Origin of the sequence: Pseudomonas resinovorans NBRC 106553 (assembly GCF_000412695.1) — a bacterium.
Taxonomy (GTDB): Bacteria; Pseudomonadota; Gammaproteobacteria; order Pseudomonadales; family Pseudomonadaceae; genus Metapseudomonas; species Metapseudomonas resinovorans_A.
The window spans coordinates 6,038,855-6,056,688 of record NC_021499.1 but is presented as its reverse complement, the minus strand read 5'-3'; the positions used below and the strand labels follow the sequence as shown (position 1 = coordinate 6,056,688).

15 protein-coding genes are annotated in these 17,834 nt (G+C 67.1%); 4 read left to right on the top strand and 11 right to left on the bottom strand.

All coding sequences use genetic code 11. The features are described 5' to 3' along the window. Positions 1-39 precede the first annotated feature (39 nt). Positions 40-2,916, top strand: coding sequence for an aminomethyl-transferring glycine dehydrogenase (gene gcvP / locus PCA10_RS27110; RefSeq protein ID WP_016495291.1), 2,877 nt, complete (start codon positions 40-42; stop codon positions 2,914-2,916). 208 nt (positions 2,917-3,124) lie between these two features. On the opposite strand, the gene PCA10_RS27105 is transcribed toward gcvP, so the two are convergent. From PCA10_RS27105 to PCA10_RS27075, 7 genes are all read right to left on the bottom strand, one after another. Further along, positions 3,125-3,433: a DUF2388 domain-containing protein gene (locus PCA10_RS27105; RefSeq protein WP_016495290.1), complete on the bottom strand. Its 309-nt coding sequence runs from the start codon at positions 3,431-3,433 to the stop codon at positions 3,125-3,127. Between the two features lie 159 nt (positions 3,434-3,592). Further along, positions 3,593-5,899 carry a tetratricopeptide repeat protein gene (locus PCA10_RS27100; RefSeq protein WP_016495289.1) on the bottom strand — a complete coding sequence of 769 codons (2,307 nt, stop codon included), beginning with the start codon at positions 5,897-5,899 and terminating at the stop codon, positions 3,593-3,595. Between the two features lie 93 nt (positions 5,900-5,992). Continuing rightward, positions 5,993-6,394, bottom strand: a complete 402-nt coding sequence (locus PCA10_RS27095; RefSeq protein ID WP_016495288.1) for a hypothetical protein — start codon at positions 6,392-6,394, stop codon at positions 5,993-5,995. A gap of 74 nt (positions 6,395-6,468) precedes the next feature. Next, positions 6,469-6,915 carry an NfeD family protein gene (locus PCA10_RS27090; protein ID WP_016495287.1) on the bottom strand — a complete coding sequence of 149 codons (447 nt, stop codon included), beginning with the start codon at positions 6,913-6,915 and terminating at the stop codon, positions 6,469-6,471. 4 nt (positions 6,916-6,919) lie between these two features. Beyond that, entirely contained in the window at positions 6,920-7,840 is a 921-nt protein-coding gene (locus PCA10_RS27085; RefSeq protein WP_016495286.1) for an SPFH domain-containing protein, read from the bottom strand. A gap of 64 nt (positions 7,841-7,904) precedes the next feature. Then, on the bottom strand, positions 7,905-9,689 hold the full coding sequence (gene tfpB / locus PCA10_RS27080; RefSeq protein WP_016495285.1) for a type IV pilus assembly ATPase TfpB: 1,785 nt from the start codon (positions 9,687-9,689) through the stop codon (positions 7,905-7,907). 103 nt (positions 9,690-9,792) lie between these two features. Further along, on the bottom strand, positions 9,793-10,107 hold the full coding sequence (locus tag PCA10_RS27075; RefSeq protein WP_016495284.1) for a hypothetical protein: 315 nt from the start codon (positions 10,105-10,107) through the stop codon (positions 9,793-9,795). 126 nt (positions 10,108-10,233) lie between these two features. Here PCA10_RS27075 and PCA10_RS27070 point away from each other — a divergent pair, with 126 nt between their 5' ends. Further along, complete coding sequence (locus PCA10_RS27070; RefSeq protein WP_016495283.1) at positions 10,234-10,707, top strand: Lrp/AsnC family transcriptional regulator; 474 nt, start codon at positions 10,234-10,236, stop codon at positions 10,705-10,707. Positions 10,708-10,778: 71 nt separating this feature from the next. Here PCA10_RS27070 and PCA10_RS27065 read toward each other — a convergent pair whose 3' ends face one another. Together PCA10_RS27065 and PCA10_RS27060 are read right to left on the bottom strand one after the other, a co-directional pair. Further along, a complete protein-coding gene (locus tag PCA10_RS27065; protein WP_016495282.1) occupies positions 10,779-11,465 on the bottom strand; it encodes a DUF502 domain-containing protein in 687 nt (228 codons plus the stop codon). A gap of 25 nt (positions 11,466-11,490) precedes the next feature. Continuing rightward, positions 11,491-12,855, bottom strand: coding sequence for a CYTH domain-containing protein (locus PCA10_RS27060; protein ID WP_016495281.1), 1,365 nt, complete (start codon positions 12,853-12,855; stop codon positions 11,491-11,493). Positions 12,856-12,993: 138 nt separating this feature from the next. Here PCA10_RS27060 and argE point away from each other — a divergent pair, with 138 nt between their 5' ends. Together argE and argA are read left to right on the top strand one after the other, a co-directional pair. Beyond that, a complete protein-coding gene (argE, locus tag PCA10_RS27055) occupies positions 12,994-14,151 on the top strand; it encodes an acetylornithine deacetylase (RefSeq protein ID WP_016495280.1) in 1,158 nt (385 codons plus the stop codon). Positions 14,152-14,267: 116 nt separating this feature from the next. After that, the gene (argA, locus tag PCA10_RS27050; RefSeq protein ID WP_016495279.1) at positions 14,268-15,566 is read left to right on the top strand and encodes an amino-acid N-acetyltransferase; all 1,299 of its coding nucleotides are present in this window, start codon (positions 14,268-14,270) and stop codon (positions 15,564-15,566) included. Between the two features lie 145 nt (positions 15,567-15,711). Here argA and gshA read toward each other — a convergent pair whose 3' ends face one another. Further along, positions 15,712-17,298, bottom strand: coding sequence for a glutamate--cysteine ligase (gene gshA / locus PCA10_RS27045; RefSeq protein ID WP_016495278.1), 1,587 nt, complete (start codon positions 17,296-17,298; stop codon positions 15,712-15,714). 150 nt (positions 17,299-17,448) lie between these two features. Then, entirely contained in the window at positions 17,449-17,832 is a 384-nt protein-coding gene (locus tag PCA10_RS29305) for a PaaI family thioesterase (protein WP_051148053.1), read from the bottom strand. Between the last annotated feature and the right edge of the window lie 2 nt (positions 17,833-17,834).

The following is a 17,834-nucleotide window of genomic DNA, read 5'->3' as shown; positions in this document are numbered from 1 at the left end:
CTTTTTGTTTTTCTGAAGAGGCCAAACGAGGTTCTGCCCATGTCCCAGATGCCCTCTCTGTCCCAGCTCCAACAGCCTGACGCCTTCCTTCGCCGCCACCTGGGGCCGGACGAAGCGGAGCAACGGGCCATGCTAGAGGTCCTGGGCCTGGCCAGCTGCGACGAGCTGATTGTGCAGACGGTGCCGCCGGCGATCCGCCTCAACCGGCCCCTGGATCTGCCCAAGGCACTGGACGAACAGCAGGCCCTGGCCAAGCTGCGCGGCTACGCCGAGCAGAACCAGCTGTGGACCAACCTGATCGGCATGGGCTACTACGGCACGATCACCCCCACGGTGATCCTGCGCAACGTGCTGGAAAACCCCGGCTGGTACACCGCCTACACCCCCTACCAGCCGGAGATCGCCCAGGGCCGGCTGGAGGCCCTGCTGAACTTCCAGCAACTGACCATCGACCTCACCGGGCTGGACCTGGCCAGCGCCTCCCTGCTCGACGAGGCCACCGCGGCCGCCGAAGCCATGGCCCTGGCCAAGCGGGTCGCCAAATCGAAGAGCAACCTGTTCTTCGTGGACGAGGATTGCCATCCGCAGACCATCTCGGTGGTGCAGACCCGCGCCCAGGCCTTCGGCTTCGATGTCGTGGTGGCCCCTGTGGATAACCTGGCGCAGCACCAGGTCTTCGGCGCGCTGCTGCAGTACCCAGACACCCATGGCGAGATCCGCGACCTGCGCCCACTCATCGAACACTTGCACGGCCAGCAGGCCCTGGCCTGCGTGGGCGCCGACCTGCTCAGCCTGTTGCTGCTGACCCCGCCGGGCGAACTGGGCGCCGACGTGGTGTTCGGCTCGGCCCAGCGCTTTGGCGTGCCCATGGGCTACGGCGGTCCCCACGCGGCCTTCTTCGCGACCCGTGACGAATTCAAGCGGGCCATGCCCGGACGCATCATCGGCGTGTCCAAGGACGCCCGTGGCAACGTCGCCCTGCGCATGGCCCTGCAGACCCGCGAGCAGCACATTCGCCGCGAGAAGGCCAATTCCAACATCTGCACCGCCCAGGTGCTGCTGGCCAATATCGCCAGCTGCTACGCGGTCTACCACGGCCCCGAGGGGCTCAGGCGCATCGCCGAACGGGTCCACCGGCTCACCGCGATCCTCGCCGAAGGGCTGGCGCGCAAGGGTGTGCAGCGCGACAACCAGAACTTCTTCGACACCCTGACCCTGGACGTGGGGGGCAGCCAGACGGCGGTCATCGAGTCGGCCAAGGCCGTGCGCGTCAACCTGCGCATCCTCGGGCGCGGCAAGCTAGGGGTGAGCCTGGACGAGACCTGCACGGCGCAGACGGTGGAACAGCTGTTCGCGATCTTCCTCGGCGCCGACCACGGCCTCTCGGTGGAGGAGCTGGACCAGGGCGTGATCGTCGGCGGCATCCCCGGCGACCTGGCGCGCACCAGCGGCTACCTCGACCACCCGGTGTTCAATGCCCACCACAGTGAAACCGAGATGCTGCGCTACCTCAAACAGCTGGAGAACAAGGACCTGGCGCTGAACCAGGCGATGATCCCGCTGGGTTCCTGCACCATGAAGCTCAACGCCACCAGCGAGATGATCCCCATCACCTGGCCCGAGTTCGCCAACCTGCACCCCTTCGCGCCCCGCGAGCAGGCCCTGGGCTACAAGCTGATGATCGACGAACTCGAGGCCTGGCTCTGCGCGATTACCGGGTTCGACGCCATCTGCATGCAGCCCAACTCCGGCGCCCAGGGCGAGTACGCCGGCTTGCTGGCCATCCGTCGCTACCACGAGAGCCGTGGCGAGGGGCATCGCAACATCTGCCTGATCCCGGCGTCGGCCCACGGCACCAACCCTGCCTCGGCGCAGATGGCGAACATGCGCGTGGTGATCGTGGAGTGCGACCAGGACGGCAACGTCGACCTCGAAGACCTCAAGCTCAAGGCCGGGGAGGCCGGCGGCCAGCTGTCCTGCCTGATGGCCACCTATCCCTCGACCCATGGCGTGTACGAGGAGGGCATCCGCGAGATCTGCGAGGTTATCCACAGCCAGGGCGGCCAGGTCTACATGGACGGCGCCAACCTCAACGCCCAGGTGGGCCTGGCGCGGCCGGCGGACATCGGCGCCGACGTGTCCCACATGAACCTGCACAAGACCTTCTGCATCCCCCATGGCGGCGGCGGGCCGGGCATGGGGCCGATCGGCGTGCGCGCGCACCTGGCGCCTTTCGTCGCCAACCACCCGGTGATCGAGCTGAAGGGACCGAACCCGGAGAACGGCGCGGTCAGCGCGGCGCCCTGGGGCAGCGCGAGCATCCTGCCGATCAGCTGGATGTACATCGCGATGATGGGCCCGGAGCTGGCCGACGCCACCGAGGTGGCCATCCTCAGCGCGAACTACCTGGCCCAACGCCTGGGCGATGCCTATCCGGTGCTCTACAGCGGGCGCAACGGCCGTGTGGCCCACGAGTGCATCCTCGACCTGCGGCCGCTCAAGGCCCAGACCGGCATCACCGAGGAAGACGTCGCCAAGCGCCTGATGGACTACGGCTTCCACGCCCCGACCATGAGCTTCCCGGTGCCCGGGACCCTGATGGTCGAGCCCACCGAGAGCGAATCCAAGCATGAGCTGGACCGCTTCATCGAAGCGATGCTGAGCATTCGTGCGGAGATCGCCAAGGTGCAGGCCGGCGACTGGCCGGCCGAGGACAATCCGCTCAAGCGTGCGCCGCACACCCTGGCCGATGTGATCGGGCATTGGGAACGGCCCTACAGCATCGAGGAAGCCGTCGCGCCCAGCGACCATACCCGCGCCCACAAGTACTGGCCGACGGTGAACCGCGTGGACAACGTCTACGGCGACCGGAACCTGTTCTGTGCCTGTGTCCCAGTAGACGACTACAGGGAGTGACGTAAGGATTATCCGCCTCCCCTGAGGGCCCTTTCAGAAGCGTCGGTTGGCGTGTTGACCGGCCGAAACGCGGGCTGCAAGGTGTCTCTCGCTGCGCCATTTACCCAGGGGAAGATGGCGCAGCGAGCTACCTGCAAAGGGGGGTAGCTGCTCCTGGCCCCGCCGCAACGGCGGGGCTTTTTAATGGGCGGGATTTACCGGAGCGGCATCAGTGCTCGGCGGCGAGGATGGCGCTGGCCAGTTCGGTGTCACTGGCCTTGAGGTCCGGATGCTCGCTGCGGATGTGCTGCAGCGCGGCTTCCAGGTAGGGTCCACGGATCTCGCCACCGCTGGCGACGAAGCTGCTGGCGTCATCGCGGGCCGCGACGATCAGCTTGTCATCCTTGAAGGTCAGGTAGGTAGAAGCGGTGGTGGCGCCGGACGAAATCACGTCGCGCCAGAAATCGCTGTCGGCCATGGCGGAACCCAGGGGCAGGGCAAGCATGACAAGAGCGGCTGCATAGAGACGAGTGCGCATAGTCGGTACTCCATTGGCTGTGGGCCTGGGAGCCTGTTCACCCTCTGTCGCGAAGTCGGGACAGCGCGGCGGTGACTGGGCTCTGAAGTATCAGATCGAGGCCCTTCGACACGAGTTCCACCTTGTCGCCAGCCGGTCATGGCCTCTCGCCATTGCGCCTCATTCGCGGCGCAGCGCGGGATCGTCGGGGTTCTGTTGCTCCAGCTCCGCAAGCAGCGCCTGGACCCGCTGGATCTGCCCGGCCTCACGCCAGTAGTTGATCAGCGTCAGGCGTGCCTGGCGGTTGGCGGGGTCGCGTTCCAGCAGTGTTTCCAGGCGCTGGCTGGCCGCCTCCAGTTGGCCGCTGTCATGCAGGGCCACGGCGTAGGCCTGGTCGTAGAGGTCGTTGGTCGGGTCCAGCCGCACCGCCTCGGCGAAGGCCTTGAGCGCGGCGGGCAGGTCGCCCTTGCGCAGCAGCATCACGCCATTGGCGTGCAGCAGCAGGGCCGACTGTGGATGGGCCTGCAACGCCTGTTCGAGCAGGGCGCGCCCTTCTTCCCAGCGGAAGTTGCCGTCCAGCCATTGCACCAGGGCGACCAGTGCCGGCAGGTAGTCCGGGTCGCGTTGCAGCGCCGTGCGCAGGCGTTGCTCCACCGCGTCGGCGCGGCCGTTGAGCTGGTACAGCAGGGCCAGGTTGAGGTTGGCTTCGGCACGCTCCTGAAGGCTGAGCTGCGCCGCTTCGTACTCGCCGATGGCCTTGCTCCAGCTCTTCTCGTAGTTGCCGAGGCCGGTGGTGCGGATACCCAGCAGCTCGACGGCGGCGGCGATGCGCACGGCGCGTACCGGATCGTCCAGCAGTGGCATCAGCAGGTTGCGCCGCTGTTCCGGCGGCACCAGCGCACCCACGGCCTTGACCGCCGCCTCACGCACCCGGGGCGCGGGGTGGGTGAGGTCCTTTGCTGCGGCCTTGAGGGCGCGCTCGCTGGGGTAGGTGGGGAGTTCGGTCAGCAGGGTGGCCCGGCGGATCGCCGGCAGGTCCCGCGATTCGAGCTGCTGGTAGAGGGCCCGCGAGGCGCCCGGCCGGCCGCCACGGATCAGCCAGAGGCTTTCGTCGTAGCGCGGGGTGTCGCTCTTGTCGTCGCCGAACCAGAGGCGGAACTGCGCGGCCACCTCATCGCCCGGACGCTCGCGGTGGCAGTTCAGGCAAGCGTCCGAGGTGCCCAGGCGCAGCGCGCGGGCGGGGTTGGGCAGGGTAAAGCCGTGGTCATGGCGGTAGTCGATGCCCATGAACGACTTGCCCGGCATGTGGCAGTCCACGCAGTGGGAACCGGCCTGGCCCTGGGCATGGTGGTGGTGTTCCGGACTGTCGTAGTTCTTCGCGCGCAGGCCTTTGCCGTCGATGCCCTTGATGCTGGTCTTGCCGCTGGGGTTGTGGCACTGCGTGCAGAGAGCGTTGCCGGTTACCCGCAGGGCCGTGCTGTGGGGGTTGTGGCAGGTGCTGCAGCGCAGGCCCTTGGCGAACATCCGGCTCTGGGCGAAGGCTCCGTATTCATAGACCTCGTCCTTGATCTTACCGTCCAGTTCATAGTGTTCGCGGGTCAGGGTACTGGGCAGGTAGTCGTCCATCAGCCGTCGGCCGTGGTGGAAGCCATCGTCCAGAGGCACGCGGCGGGAGTGGCAGCGGGCGCAGGTTTCCACTTCCCTGATGCGGTCGGCCCGGGTCAGGCTGAGTTCGAAGCCGGCGTCGCTGGCGTCGAGGGTCTTCGCCGCCCAGTCCAGGTGGCGCGACGCCGGGCCATGGCAGGCCTGGCAGCCAACCCCGAGGCTGTTCCAGTGGCTGGCGAAGCTGTCGCTGGCCGGGTCGTAATTGCGCGTGAAGCCGGTGCTGTGGCACTCCACGCAAAGGGTGTTGGCATTCTCCTGGGGCTGGCTCCAGTGTCGCGGGCCGCGCGTGTCGACGCCCTGGCCCGGCTCGGGCTGGAACCAGGCGCGCTTGCCCACGTCCCAGGCCACGTCCAGTGCTTGCAGGCGGCCACGGGGCAGCTCCAGCAGGTACTGCTGCAGGGGCGCTACGCCAAAGGTGTAGGCAACGCGGAAGTCCGCCGGCTTGCCATCGGCACCGGCGGTGTTGACCCAGAAGCCGCCGTCCTTGCGGAAGAACCGGGTGGTGTCCCGCGTGCCCTCGAAGATGATGTCGTTGAAGTCGCCCAGCACGCTGGTTTCGCTGGCTTCCTGCATCGCCAGGCGGTGATGGCTGGCCTGCCATTCCTTGGCCTGGTCGGCATGGCAGCCGGCGCACTGGCCTTCGTCCACCATGCTCGCGGGCTGTGCATCGGCGGTCGCACGGGGGGCCTTGCCCGGGAGCCCGCCACGGCCACCTTCGAGCAGTAGCCAGGCGGCCAGGCCGATCAATAGCAGCAGCCCCGCGAGGACGGGATAGACGGGCCGCCGGATGTTCCCGGTGACGGAGTTGTGGTGCTTCGGCATGCAGACGTCCGCTGTGCTGGCAAGCGTGCTTCACGGTGGCGTGCAGGTTCCGCGAAGCCCCGGAGGCCGTCAAGGCTGCCCGGCGCTCTCGAATCAGCGATAGCGGATGATGATGCCCTTGAGCTTGCGGCCTTCGATGCGCTCCACGTCCCGCGCCCAGAGCGGCCCGCTGACGTAGGCGCCCATGGGCTGGATACGGTCGAAGACCACCACCACGGCCTCGCCGCCGATCTTCGCCGCCTCTTCGCGCAGCCGTTGTTCGATTTGGTCCACCGGTGGCGCCGGGTCGGTGCTGGCGTCGATGATCACCTCGCCCAGCCGATCGTGGGGGCGCAGGGGTTCGCTGCGCAGGACTTCCACACTGGCCGGGTCGGTGGGGGCGGCGTGGGGCACGCCGACGTATTCGGTGGTCTGGGCGTCGATATTGGCGCAGGCCGCGAGCAGCGGCAGCAGTAGCGCCGGCAGCAGCAGGCGCAAGGATTGGGGCAGTGGCATGTCGGGGGCTCCGCTAACAATCGCCAGGGTCGGCCTTGCAAGCCTAGCTTGCGCGCGCCGCTCTGCCCGCCGGCCTATACCGCCTCGACCTTGAGCAGGACGCCGTCCTGGCCCACCACCCGGACCTGGCTGCCCACCGGCAGGTCGGGACCGGACACCAGCCACACCGTGTCGCCCGCGCGGATCTTGCCGCGGCCGTCGCTGATGGCTTCATGCAGGGGGAACTGGCGCCCGATGAACTCCTGCCCGCGCTGGTTCAGGCCCGGCTGCCGGGAGGGCTTGGCCGCGCTGCGCTGGCGCTGCCACCAGAACACCGCGGTGGCTACCGAGAGCATGCCGAAGAGCAGGAACTGGATGGCCCAGTGCATGTTCGGCAGCACGAAGGTGAGCACGCCGACGCTGGCGGCCGCCACGCCTATCCACAGCAGGTAGCCGCCGGCGCCGAAGACTTCGAGGATCAACAACAGGGTGCCGAGGGCCAGCCAGTCCCAGTAGGTCAGGTGCTGGAGGTAGCTCCACATCGTCTCAACCCTTCTTGCTGTCGAAGGTGGCACGCACGATTTCGCCGATGCCACCCACGGCGCCGATCACCTGGCTGGCTTCCAGGGGCATCAGCACCACCTTGCTGTTGTTGGCGCTGGCGAGATTGCCCAGTGCCTCGACGTATTTCTGCGCGACGAAGTAGTTCACCGCCTGCACGCTGCCCTGGGCGATGGCGTCGGACACCACGCGGGTCGCCTCGGCTTCGGCCTTGGCTGCGCGTTCGCGGGCCTCGGCTTCGAGGAAGGCGGCCTGGCGCTGGCCCTCGGCCTTGAGGATCTGCGCCTGCTTTTCGCCCTCGGCGGTGAGGATCTCCGCCTGGCGACGGCCTTCGGCTTCGAGGATCTGTGCGCGCTTGAGGCGCTCGGCCTTCATCTGGCTGGCCATGGCTTCCACCAGGTCGGCCGGCGGGCTGATGTCCTTGATCTCGATCCGGGTGACCTTGATTCCCCAGGGCGCGGTGGCTTCGTCGACGGTGTGCAGCAGGCGTTCGTTGATGGAGTCGCGCTGGCTGAGCATGGCGTCCAGCTCCATGGAGCCGAGCACGGTGCGGATGTTGGTCATCACCAGGTTGCGGATGGCGTGCTCGAGGTTGTTGACCTCGTAGGCGGCCTGGGCGGCGTTGACCACCTGGAAGAAGCACACGGCGTCGATGGTGACGATGGCGTTGTCGGCGCTGATGGCTTCCTGGGGCGGGATATCCAGCACGCTTTCCATGACGCTGAGCTTGCGGCCGATGCGGTCCATCACCGGCACGATGATGTTCAGCCCGGGCTTGAGGGTGTTGGTGTAGCGGCCGAAGCGCTCCACCGTCCACTCGAAGCCCTGGGGCACCACCTTGAAGCCCATGAAGACCAGGGCGATCGCCAAGGCGACGAAAAGAATGACGACACTGCCGATTTCCATGGGAACAACTCCGTTTACTGGCTGTATGTCAGAGCAGGGCTGCTGGGCCTAGCCACCTAGCATTTCATTTCTGCTCGCTTTGTGGCGTGACCCGGAGCACTTCTTCGATGGTCGTCAGCCCTGAGGCGACCTTTTGTGCACCGGACAGCCGCAGGCTGCGCATGCCTTCCTTGAACGCGGCGCGGCGCAGGGCGATGAGGTCGGTGTCGGCGGTGATCTGCGACTTGATGCCATCGGAGAGCAGCATGATCTCGTAGACCCCGGCACGGCCACGGTAGCCGGTGTCGCGGCATTCCAGGCAGCCGGAGGCGCGGTGGGCGCCGGTGGGCAAGGGCGCATTCCAGGGCTTGGTCAGGCCGGTCCAGTCGTCCTCGGAAAGCTCCATCGGCGCCTTGCAGTGAGGGCAAAGGGTACGTACCAGGCGCTGGGCCATGACCCCGAGCAGGGTGGCGCGCAGCAGGTAGTAGGGCACACCCAGTTCCAGCAGGCGGGTGATGGCGCTGGGGGCGTCGTTGGTGTGCAGGGTGGAGAGCACCAGGTGGCCGGTGAGGGCGGCCTGGATGGCCATTTCGGCGGTTTCCAGGTCGCGGATCTCGCCGATCATGATGATGTCCGGGTCCTGGCGCATCAGCGCGCGCACGCCGCTGGCGAAGGTCAGCTCGATGTTGTGCTGCACCTGCATCTGGTTGAAGGCGCCCTCGATCATCTCGATGGGGTCTTCGATGGTGCAGACGTTCACCTCGCTGGTGGCCAGTTGCTTGAGGGTGGTGTAGAGGGTGGTGGTCTTGCCCGAGCCGGTGGGGCCGGTGACCAGGATGATGCCGTTGGGCTGGTTGGTCATGCTCTGCCAGCGGCGCAGGTCGTCCGGGGAGAAGCCCAGCTGGTCGAAGCTTTTCAGCAGCACCTCGGGGTCGAAGATCCGCATCACCATCTTCTCGCCGAAGGCGGTGGGCAGGGTCGAGAGGCGCAGCTCCACTTCGCCGCCGTCCGGGGTCTTGGTCTTGACCCGGCCATCCTGCGGCTTGCGCTTCTCCGCCACGTTCATCCGCCCGAGGCTCTTCAGGCGGCTGACGATCGCCATGGTGACCTGGGGCGGGAACTGGTAGACGGTGTGCAGCACGCCGTCGATGCGGAAGCGCACCGTGCCCTGTTCGCGGCGTGGCTCGATGTGGATGTCGCTGGCGCGCTGCTGGTAGGCGTACTGGAACAGCCAGTCGACGATGTTGACGATGTGCGCGTCGTTGGCGTCCGGCTCCTGTTCGCTGGAGCCGAGCTTGAGCAACTGCTCGAAGTTGCCGACGCCGCTGATCTTCTGGTCCACCGCGCTGGCGCCGCTGACCGACTTGGCCAGGCGGTAGAACTCCAGGGTGAACTTCTGGATATCCACCGGGTTGGCCACCACCCGCTTGATCGGGCGCTTGAGCACGTGGGTCAGGTTGCTTTCCCAGCTCTGCACGAAGGGCTGCGCGCTGGCGATGGTCACCGCTTCGCTGTCGACGGCCACGGCGAGGATCTTGTGACGCTGGGCGAAGGCGTAGGACATCAGCGGGGTGACGGCGGCGACGTCGATCTTCAGCGGGTCGATGCGCAGGTAGGGTTGGCCGGCATGCTCGGCCAGCCAAAGGCTGAGGGTCTCCAGGTCGAGCTTCTTGCCGGGGCGCTTGAGGTCGTCCACCTGCTGGCTGGCGAGAAATTCCAGGGGGTGCTGCTGGTTGTTCACCGCGCTGCGGCGGATGGCCAGGCAATGCTCGGCCTGGTCCTGGCTCAGACGACCCTGGGTCACCATTTCGCGCATCAGGTCGCTGAGGTCCAGCCAGCGGTCCTGGGCGGGTGAGGCAAAGGCGGACATGCAAGCTCCTCAGTCACGCTGCTCAGTCTGGAAGAGTAGTCAACGCCTCTCCCTGCAAGGACACAAGCATGCCCGAAATGCCAGCATTCGGCTAAGCGCTGGATCAAGGAACCGGAGAATGGGCCAGTTCCACCGAGGACACAGAGACCAGCGAGCGCATCTTCTGCGCGATGACCTCGGCGCGATGTGGCGTCAAGCCTGGCTGGCGCAACTGCACCAGCAGGTCGTCGCCGAGCCGGTTGACCTCCAGCCAGTGCGGAACCAGTTGCAGCTGGGCGAAGAACGCCAGCAGGCGGCCGAGGATGTCCGCCTCCGCTTCGGCGACGATGGCGAACTGCATGTCGCAGGCCTGGAGCTGGGCGGTGCGCGGGTGCCAGTGGTCGGCGCGGCTGGCGGGGGCGGTCGGCAGGCTGAGCATGGTGGATTCCTCGGTTTCGACGCCGATAGTTTTCCAGCCTGCGGTAGGATTTTTCTGCCTGATTCGAGGGCTTTGGATAATTCTTTGGATAAACTTTCCCTGTTAATGACAAAAGCGGGAAATTTTATGTCCGTCGCCCTGGATAACTACGACAAACGCATTCTGCAATTGCTGCAGGAAGACTCCAGCCTGTCCACCGCCGAGATCGCCGAACGGGTCGGCTTGTCCCAGTCGCCCTGCTGGCGACGCATCCAGCGCCTGAAGGATGAGGGGGTGATCCGCCGCCAGGTCACCTTGCTGGACCGGCGCAAGGTCGGCCTCAACGCGCAGATTTTCGCCCAGGTGAAGCTCAACGCCCACGGCCGCTCCAACCTCACCGAGTTCGCCGAGGCCATGCAGGCGTTTCCCGAGGTGCTGGAGTGTCATGTGCTGATGGGGGCGGTGGACTTCATGCTGCGCATCGTTACCCGCGACATCGAGGCCTATGAGCGCTTCTTCTTCGAGAAGCTCTCGCTGGTGCCGGGAATCCAGGAGGTGAACTCCATCGTCGCGCTGTCGGAGATCAAGTCCACCACCAGCCTGCCGGTGGGAGAGGCGTAGACGAGACGGCGGGTGCGCCCCTGGCGGACCTTCGGTCCGCTTGGCGAATGAATTCGCCCCTACAGGAAACCTCAGGACGCCTTGTCGTCGTCCACGACCACCACCGGCTCCTTCGCCAGGCGGCCTGCCTGGTGCGGCGGCGTGAGGCCCATGGAGAGGTAGACGCTGGTCAGGCCTTCCACGCCCATTTCCGCCGGGCGCAGCCATTCCACCGGGACATAGATCAGCCCGCCACCCACCGGGATCGGTGCGGTCGGCACCAGGATTGCGCTGTACTGGCGGCCGTCCAGCTCGAAGGTTTCGGGGTTCGGCTGCAGCGCCAGCACCGCGGCGCCGTCGCCACCGAAGATGCACCAGACCGGGCTCATGGCGGCGATATCGGCGTTCTTGCTGCGGTCCAGCAAGCCGACGAAGCGGTCGGCCAGGTTGTAGAGGCTGCCGATCAGCGGCGCGCGGCGCAGGGTCATGTCCACCAGCCAGGCCAGCGGACGGCGCAGGCCCAGCTGCACGGCCAGGCCAAGGGGGTAGAGGCTGGCCAGCAGCACCAGGCTGCCGACCAGGTAGGCCAGCACCGGGTTGGAGGCGAAGGGCTGGCCCAGGGCGCCGAGGAGCTTGCCGGTCAGCGTGGACGGCCCCACCAGGGTGTTCAGCAGGCTGAACATCCAGGCCAGCAGGGCCAGGGTCAGCACCAGCGGCAGCAGGGCCAGCAGCCCGGTCAGCCAGGTGGTGACCATGGAACGAATGCTCTGCCGCAGCATGGTGGGACTCCTCGACATCAGTGCCTCAGCGGGTCAGCGCCTTCCAGCTGCGCAGGCTGATCAGGGCCTGCGCCTGCTCGCTGCGGGCGGCCAGCACTTCGCCGTCCAGGGGTTGAGCGGCCAGCTCGGCGAACTTGGACAGTTCGCCATAGGCACGGTCGACTTCCGGCACGTCCAGCACCTGGCGCGCCAGGCGCAGCCAGACCAGCAGGCGCTCGATGCGCGGCAGCTGCTCGGCGAGGTCCTCGGGCTGGCGCTTGTAGCGGTCCAGCTTGAGGGCTTCGCCTTCCTCGGCCAGCAGGCGCGGCAGCCATTTGCCCAGCGGCGCCTTGCCCTGGCGATTGCCACGGTCGTTGCGCTCGATGGTCCAGGCGCGGCCCAGCAGCCAGCGCGAGGCATTGAGGGAGAACAGGCCCCAGCGGGTGCCGGCGAGTTCGTCGGCGAACTGCTGCGGCGCGGCATGGCGCACGCTTTCGTCCTGTTCGCCGGCCTGTACGCGCGGGCGCCAATCCTGCAGCAGGGCGTCCAGGGCTTCGCGCAGGTCGTGGCTGCTGGCGCGCGGCGCGGCCTGGCCGAGGCTGCCGATCAAGGCGCGCAGGTCGACCAGTTGCTGCAGCCAGTCCACCAGCAGTTTCCAGTGGCCGTTGAAGCGGTATTGCTCGGCCAGGCGCTGGCTGGCGCCCAGCAGGTGCCAGGCGATGGCGGTGAAGGCGTCGTCCAGCGGCAGCTCGGCATCGAGCTCCGGGACCGCCAGGCCAAGGTGGTAGCTGTTGGCGTCATGCAGGCGGTAGCCGCGCTCGGCCTTGCTGATGTCGCAGGGCATCAGCGGCAGGTCGGCGGCCAGCTCGGCGGCCAGTTCCAGCAGGGCCTCGGGCTCGCCCTGGCGCAGTTCCAGCTCCAGCTCGCAGATTTCTTCTTCCTGCTTGCCGGCGATCACCTTGCCCAGGTCCAGGGCGGCTTCGATCACCACCTTGGCCTTGCCACGGCCCCAGGCGATTTCGGCACGGTCGCGCTGGAAGTCGGTGGTGAAGATCGGCTTGAGCTGCTTCTTGTCCAGCTCGGCGAGGCTGGCGGGCCAGCACTCGTCGGTGAGTTTCTTCGGGTCCAGCTTGGCCTTGTCCAGGTACCAGTCCCACTCATTGCGCTCGGAGAGGCCGGCCACGCTCTGGCCACGGGTCTTCAAGGTCTGGATGAACTGCTCGCCGTCGCGACGCAGGCGCAGGGCCACGCGGGCCTGGGCCAGGTCGCGGGCGGGGGTGTCGAAGTACTGGTTGAAGAGCTCGCGGCGTTCCCAGCCGGACTTGTTGCGCTTCTTCAGCAGCGGGTGGTCGCGCAGGGCTTCCAGGGTCTCGCGGCTGGCGCGAAGCTTGATTTCGGTCTCTTTGTTCATCGCCGGGGTCTTTCGGACGCAGCCAGGGGGCGGCTGCCAAGGCGTTGAAGTCTACAGGAGCGGTCGGCACCTTGCCGCAGCGGTTTCGCCCGGCGCGGCCTTGCGCCTATGATGGTCCCTCGTCCGTGGAGGTCCCCGATGCCCGTTCCAGACCTGAAATCGCAGTTTTCCGCGCTGATCGCCACGCCGTCGGTGAGCTGCACCCAACCCAGCTGGGATCAGTCGAACCTGGCGGTCATCGATCTCCTGGCCGGCTGGCTCGGCGACCTCGGATTCCGTTGCGAGATCCAGACCGTCTCGCCGGGCAAGGCCAACCTGTTGGCCACCTACGGCAGCGGCCCCGGCGGCCTGGTGCTGGCCGGCCACAGCGACACGGTGCCCTTCGACGCCGCCCTGTGGAAAACCGACCCGCTGAAGCTCGGCGAGGTGGGCGACCGCTGGTACGGCCTGGGCAGCTGCGACATGAAAGGCTTCTTCCCGCTGGCCATCGAGGCAGCGCGCGGCCTGCTGGACCAGCCGTTCCAGCAGCCGCTGATCATCCTCGCGACCTGCGACGAGGAAAGCTCCATGGCCGGCGCCCGCGCCCTGGCCGAGGCGGGCCGACCCCTTGGCCGCGCGGCGGTGATCGGCGAGCCGACGGGCCTGAAGCCGATCCGCCTGCACAAGGGGGTGATGATGGAACGCATCGACATTCTCGGGCAGAGCGGCCACTCCTCCGACCCCAGCCTCGGCCGCAGCGCCCTGGAGGCCATGCACGCGGTGATGAGCGACCTCATCGAGTTGCGCGGCGAGTGGCAGCAGGAGTTCCGCAACCCGCAGTTCGGCGTGCCGCAGCCAACCCTCAACCTCGGCTGCATCCATGGCGGCGACAACCCCAACCGCATCTGTGGCCAGTGCAGCCTGGAGTTCGACCTGCGCCCGCTGCCGGGGATGAATCCCGAGACCCTGCGCGCGGTGATCCGCCAGCGCCTGCGTCCGGTGGCCGAGCACTACCAGGTGAAGATCGACTACAAGCCGTTGTTCCCGGCCGTGCCGCCCTTCGAGCAATCGCCGGAAAGTGATCTGGTACGCCTGGCCGAACGTCTCACCGGACATACCGCGCAGGCAGTGGCCTTCGGTACCGAAGCGCCGTATCTTCAGCGCCTCGGATGCGAGACCCTGGTGCTCGGCCCCGGCGATATCGCCTGTGCCCACCAGCCGGACGAACACCTGGAACTGTCACGGATCGAGCCTACGGTTGCGCTATTGCGCCAGCTCATCCAGCATTACTGCCTGCAACCTTCCGCCACATCCTGACCAAGAGGGCTTCCGTTGATGCTCATGCGACGACGATAACGCGCCGCCTCACTTTCACTCCCAGGCTCGCTGGGAGTCGCACTCGTCATTTCGCTCAGAGACAGGCTCACGGAACCATGCCCGACTACGTCAACTGGCTGCGTCACGCTACCCCTTACATCAATTCCCACCGGGACTGCACCTTCGTGGTGATGCTGCCCGGCGAGGGCGTCGCCCACCCGAACTTCGGCAATATCGTCCACGACCTGGTGCTGCTGCACAGCATGGGCGTGCGCCTGGTGCTGGTGCATGGCTCGCGCCCGCAGATCGAAGCGCGTCTGGCCGCCCGCGGCCTGACCCCGCACTTCCACCGCGACCTGCGGATCACCGACGGCCCGACCCTGGAATGCGTGATCGATGCCGTCGGCCAGCTGCGCATCGCCATCGAGGCGCGCCTGTCCATGGATATCGCCGCCTCGCCCATGCAGGGTTCGCGGCTGCGGGTGAGCACCGGCAATTTCGTCACCGCGCGCCCCATCGGCGTGGTCGACGGCATCGACTACCACCACACCGGCGAAGTGCGCCGGGTGGATCGCAAGGGCATCGGCCGTCTGCTGGACGAGCGCACCATCGTGCTGCTGTCGCCGCTGGGTTATTCGCCCACCGGGGAAATCTTCAACCTCGCCTGCGAGGACGTGGCCACCCGCGTCGCCATCGACCTGGGCGCCGACAAGCTGATCCTGTTCGGCAGCGAGCGTGGCCTGATCGACGAGTCCGGCCGGCTGGTGCGCGAGCTGCGCCCGCAGCAGGTGCCGCCGCATCTGCAGCGCCTGGGCAACAACTACCAGGCCGAGCTGCTGGACGCCGCCGCCCAGGCCTGCCGCGCCGGGGTCAAGCGCAGCCACATGGTCAGCTACGCCGACGACGGTTCCTTGCTCACCGAGCTGTTCACCCGTGACGGTGGCGGCACCCTGGTGGACCAGGAGCAGTTCGAGTCCCTGCGCGAGGCCACCATCGAGGACGTTGGCGGCCTGATCGACCTGATCACGCCGCTGGAGGACCAGGGCATCCTGGTGCGCCGTTCGCGGGAGGTGCTGGAGCGGGAGATCGAGCAGTTCACCATCGTCGAGCGCGACGGCCTGATCATCGCCTGCGCGGCGCTCTACCCGATCGCCGATTCGGAATCCGGCGAGCTGGCGTGCCTCGCGGTGAACCCGGAGTACCGCCATGGCGGTCGCGGCGACGAGCTGCTGGAGCGCATCGAGGAGCGGGCCCGCGCCATGGGCCTGAAGACCATCTACGTGCTCACCACGCGCACCGCCCACTGGTTCCGCGAGCGCGGCTTCCAGCCCAGCGGCGTCGAACGCCTGCCGGCGGCGCGGGCGTCGCTGTACAACTACCAGCGCAATTCGCAGGTGTTCGAGAAGGTGCTCTGATCGCGCTGTTGGGGTGAGCTTGCTGTAGGGGCGAATTTATTCGCCAAGGGCAGCGCAGCTGCCCCCGGCAATATCGATGGGCAGGCCTGCGGCCTGCTTGGCGATTGAAATCGCCCCTACGGAATCGTCAGGGGCGATTGGCCGATCAGTTGCTGATCAACCCCAGGATGCTCGCCTGGTAGGCGGCGACGAAGGTATCGAAGTCCACTTCCGGTTCGGCTTCCAGGCGCGCCTGCTCTTCGAGGGACTGGCGCGCCAGGCCTTCGAAGCGGGCCAGGTCCTCGGCGGACAGGGGCTCGCTGCGGAAGTACTCGGCATGCTCGCGGCTCTTGCGCAGGGCGAACTGGCTGAAGCTTTCGCCGCGTTCGCGCAGTTCCGCCAGTACCCGCGCCGAGGGCGTCAGGTCGGGGTTGGCGACCTTGGCGCGCTGGGCGGCCAGGGCTTCGACGTGCTCCTGGCTACCCTGGGCGGTATCCAGCAGCTCGGCGGTGCGATTGATGCGTTCGAGCAGGTCGTTGGCCCAGGCGCTGAGCTCGACATCCTGGCCGCGGCGCTGCAGCAGCAGGCCAGGCCGGCGGCCTTCCTTGACCACGCGCTGGAAGTTGTCGGTGGCGCTGCGGCATTCGTCGCCGGCCATCGGCGGGCTGTCCTGCAGGGCGCAGAACAGCAGGAAGGCATCGAGGAAGCGCGACTCCACCAGGTCGATACCCAGCGGCAGGAAGGGGTTGATGTCCAGGCAACGGACTTCCACGTACTGCACGCCACGGGCCATCAGCGCCTGGATCGGGCGCTCGCCGGTGTAGGTGATGCGCTTGGGACGGATCGACGAGTAGTACTCGTTCTCGATCTGGATCACGTTGGTGTTCAGCTGTACCCACTCGCCGTTCTGCTTGGTGCCGATCTCGGCGTAGGGCGGGTAGGGCGTGGACACCGCCTGGCGCAGGCTCTCCAGGTAACTGTCGAGGCTGTTGTAGCAAGGCGTGAGGCCGGACTGGGCGTTGTTCTGGTAGCCCAGGTCGCTCATCCGCAGGCTGGTGGCCCAGGGCAGGTAGAGGGTGTCGGCGTCCAGGCTGTCGAGGTCGTGCGGGCGGCCGCGCAGGAAGCTCTTGTCCAGGGCCGGGGCGGCGCCGAACAGGTACATCAGCAGCCAGCTGTAGCGGCGGAAGTTGCGGATCATCGCGATGTAGCGCGCCGACTGGTAGTCGCGGTCGCTCTGCGGATCGCCTTCGGCCTGCTTGAGCAGCGGCCAGAGTTCCTCGGGCAGGGAATAGTTGTAGTGGATGCCGGCGATGCACTGCATGGTCCGGCCATAGCGCACCGCCAGGCCGCGACGATAGACGTACTTCAGGCGGCCGATGGGCGAGGTGCCGTAGCGGGCGATCGGGATGTCTTCTTCCGCCGGCAGGCGGCAGGGCATGGACGGGCTCCAGAGCAGCTCGTCACCGAGCTTGGCCACGGTGAAGCGATGCACCTTGTCCAGGTCCGCCAGGGTCTGCGCCGGGTCCGGTTCGGCCGGGGTGATGAACTCCAGCAGCGATTCGGAATAGTCGGTGGTGATCTGCGCATGGGTCAGTGCCGAACCCAGGGCGGGGGAGTGGGGCGTCAGCGCCAGTTGGCCATTGCCATCGACCCGCAGGCATTCACGCTCGATGCCGTGCAGGCAGCGAGTGAGCAGGGGCAGGTTGGCGCGCTCGCCGAGCAAGGCCAGGCGGCGGGAAAGAAGATCGCTCAATTTGGAATCCTTCACGCGTCGGTCGCCCCAATATGGGGGTGGACCAAGCTGTCTACAAGAGGCGGACTTCGCCGCCGGTGGAAATACTTTTCCAGCCGGCGGCTCGCGTTGTCGCTTCGTCCAGAATAGAGCTTTGTCGCCGCCCCGCTGTTACAGCTGAGCGAAGGTGCCTTGTCCCTTGGCGACCAGTTTGTCGCCTTGCAGCACATCGGCTTCCACCACCAGGGTGCGGCTGCCGGCATGCACGACGCGCGCCTTGCAGATCACCTCACCCTCGGTCACCGGACGGATGTAGTTGATCTTGCATTCGAGGGTGGCGCTGCGCCGATCGAAGCCGTGGCTGCTGGAGCAGGCCAGGCCCATGGTGATGTCCAGTAGGGAGAAGATCGCCCCGCCGTGCATATTCAGGGCGCGGTTGCGAACCTGGTCGGCCATGGGCAGGCGCGCCTCGGCGACGCCATCGCCCAGGCTGAGCGCCTCGATGCCCAGCAGCTTGCTGTAGTCGCTGGCGGTCTGCAGGTCGGCCAGGTCCATGC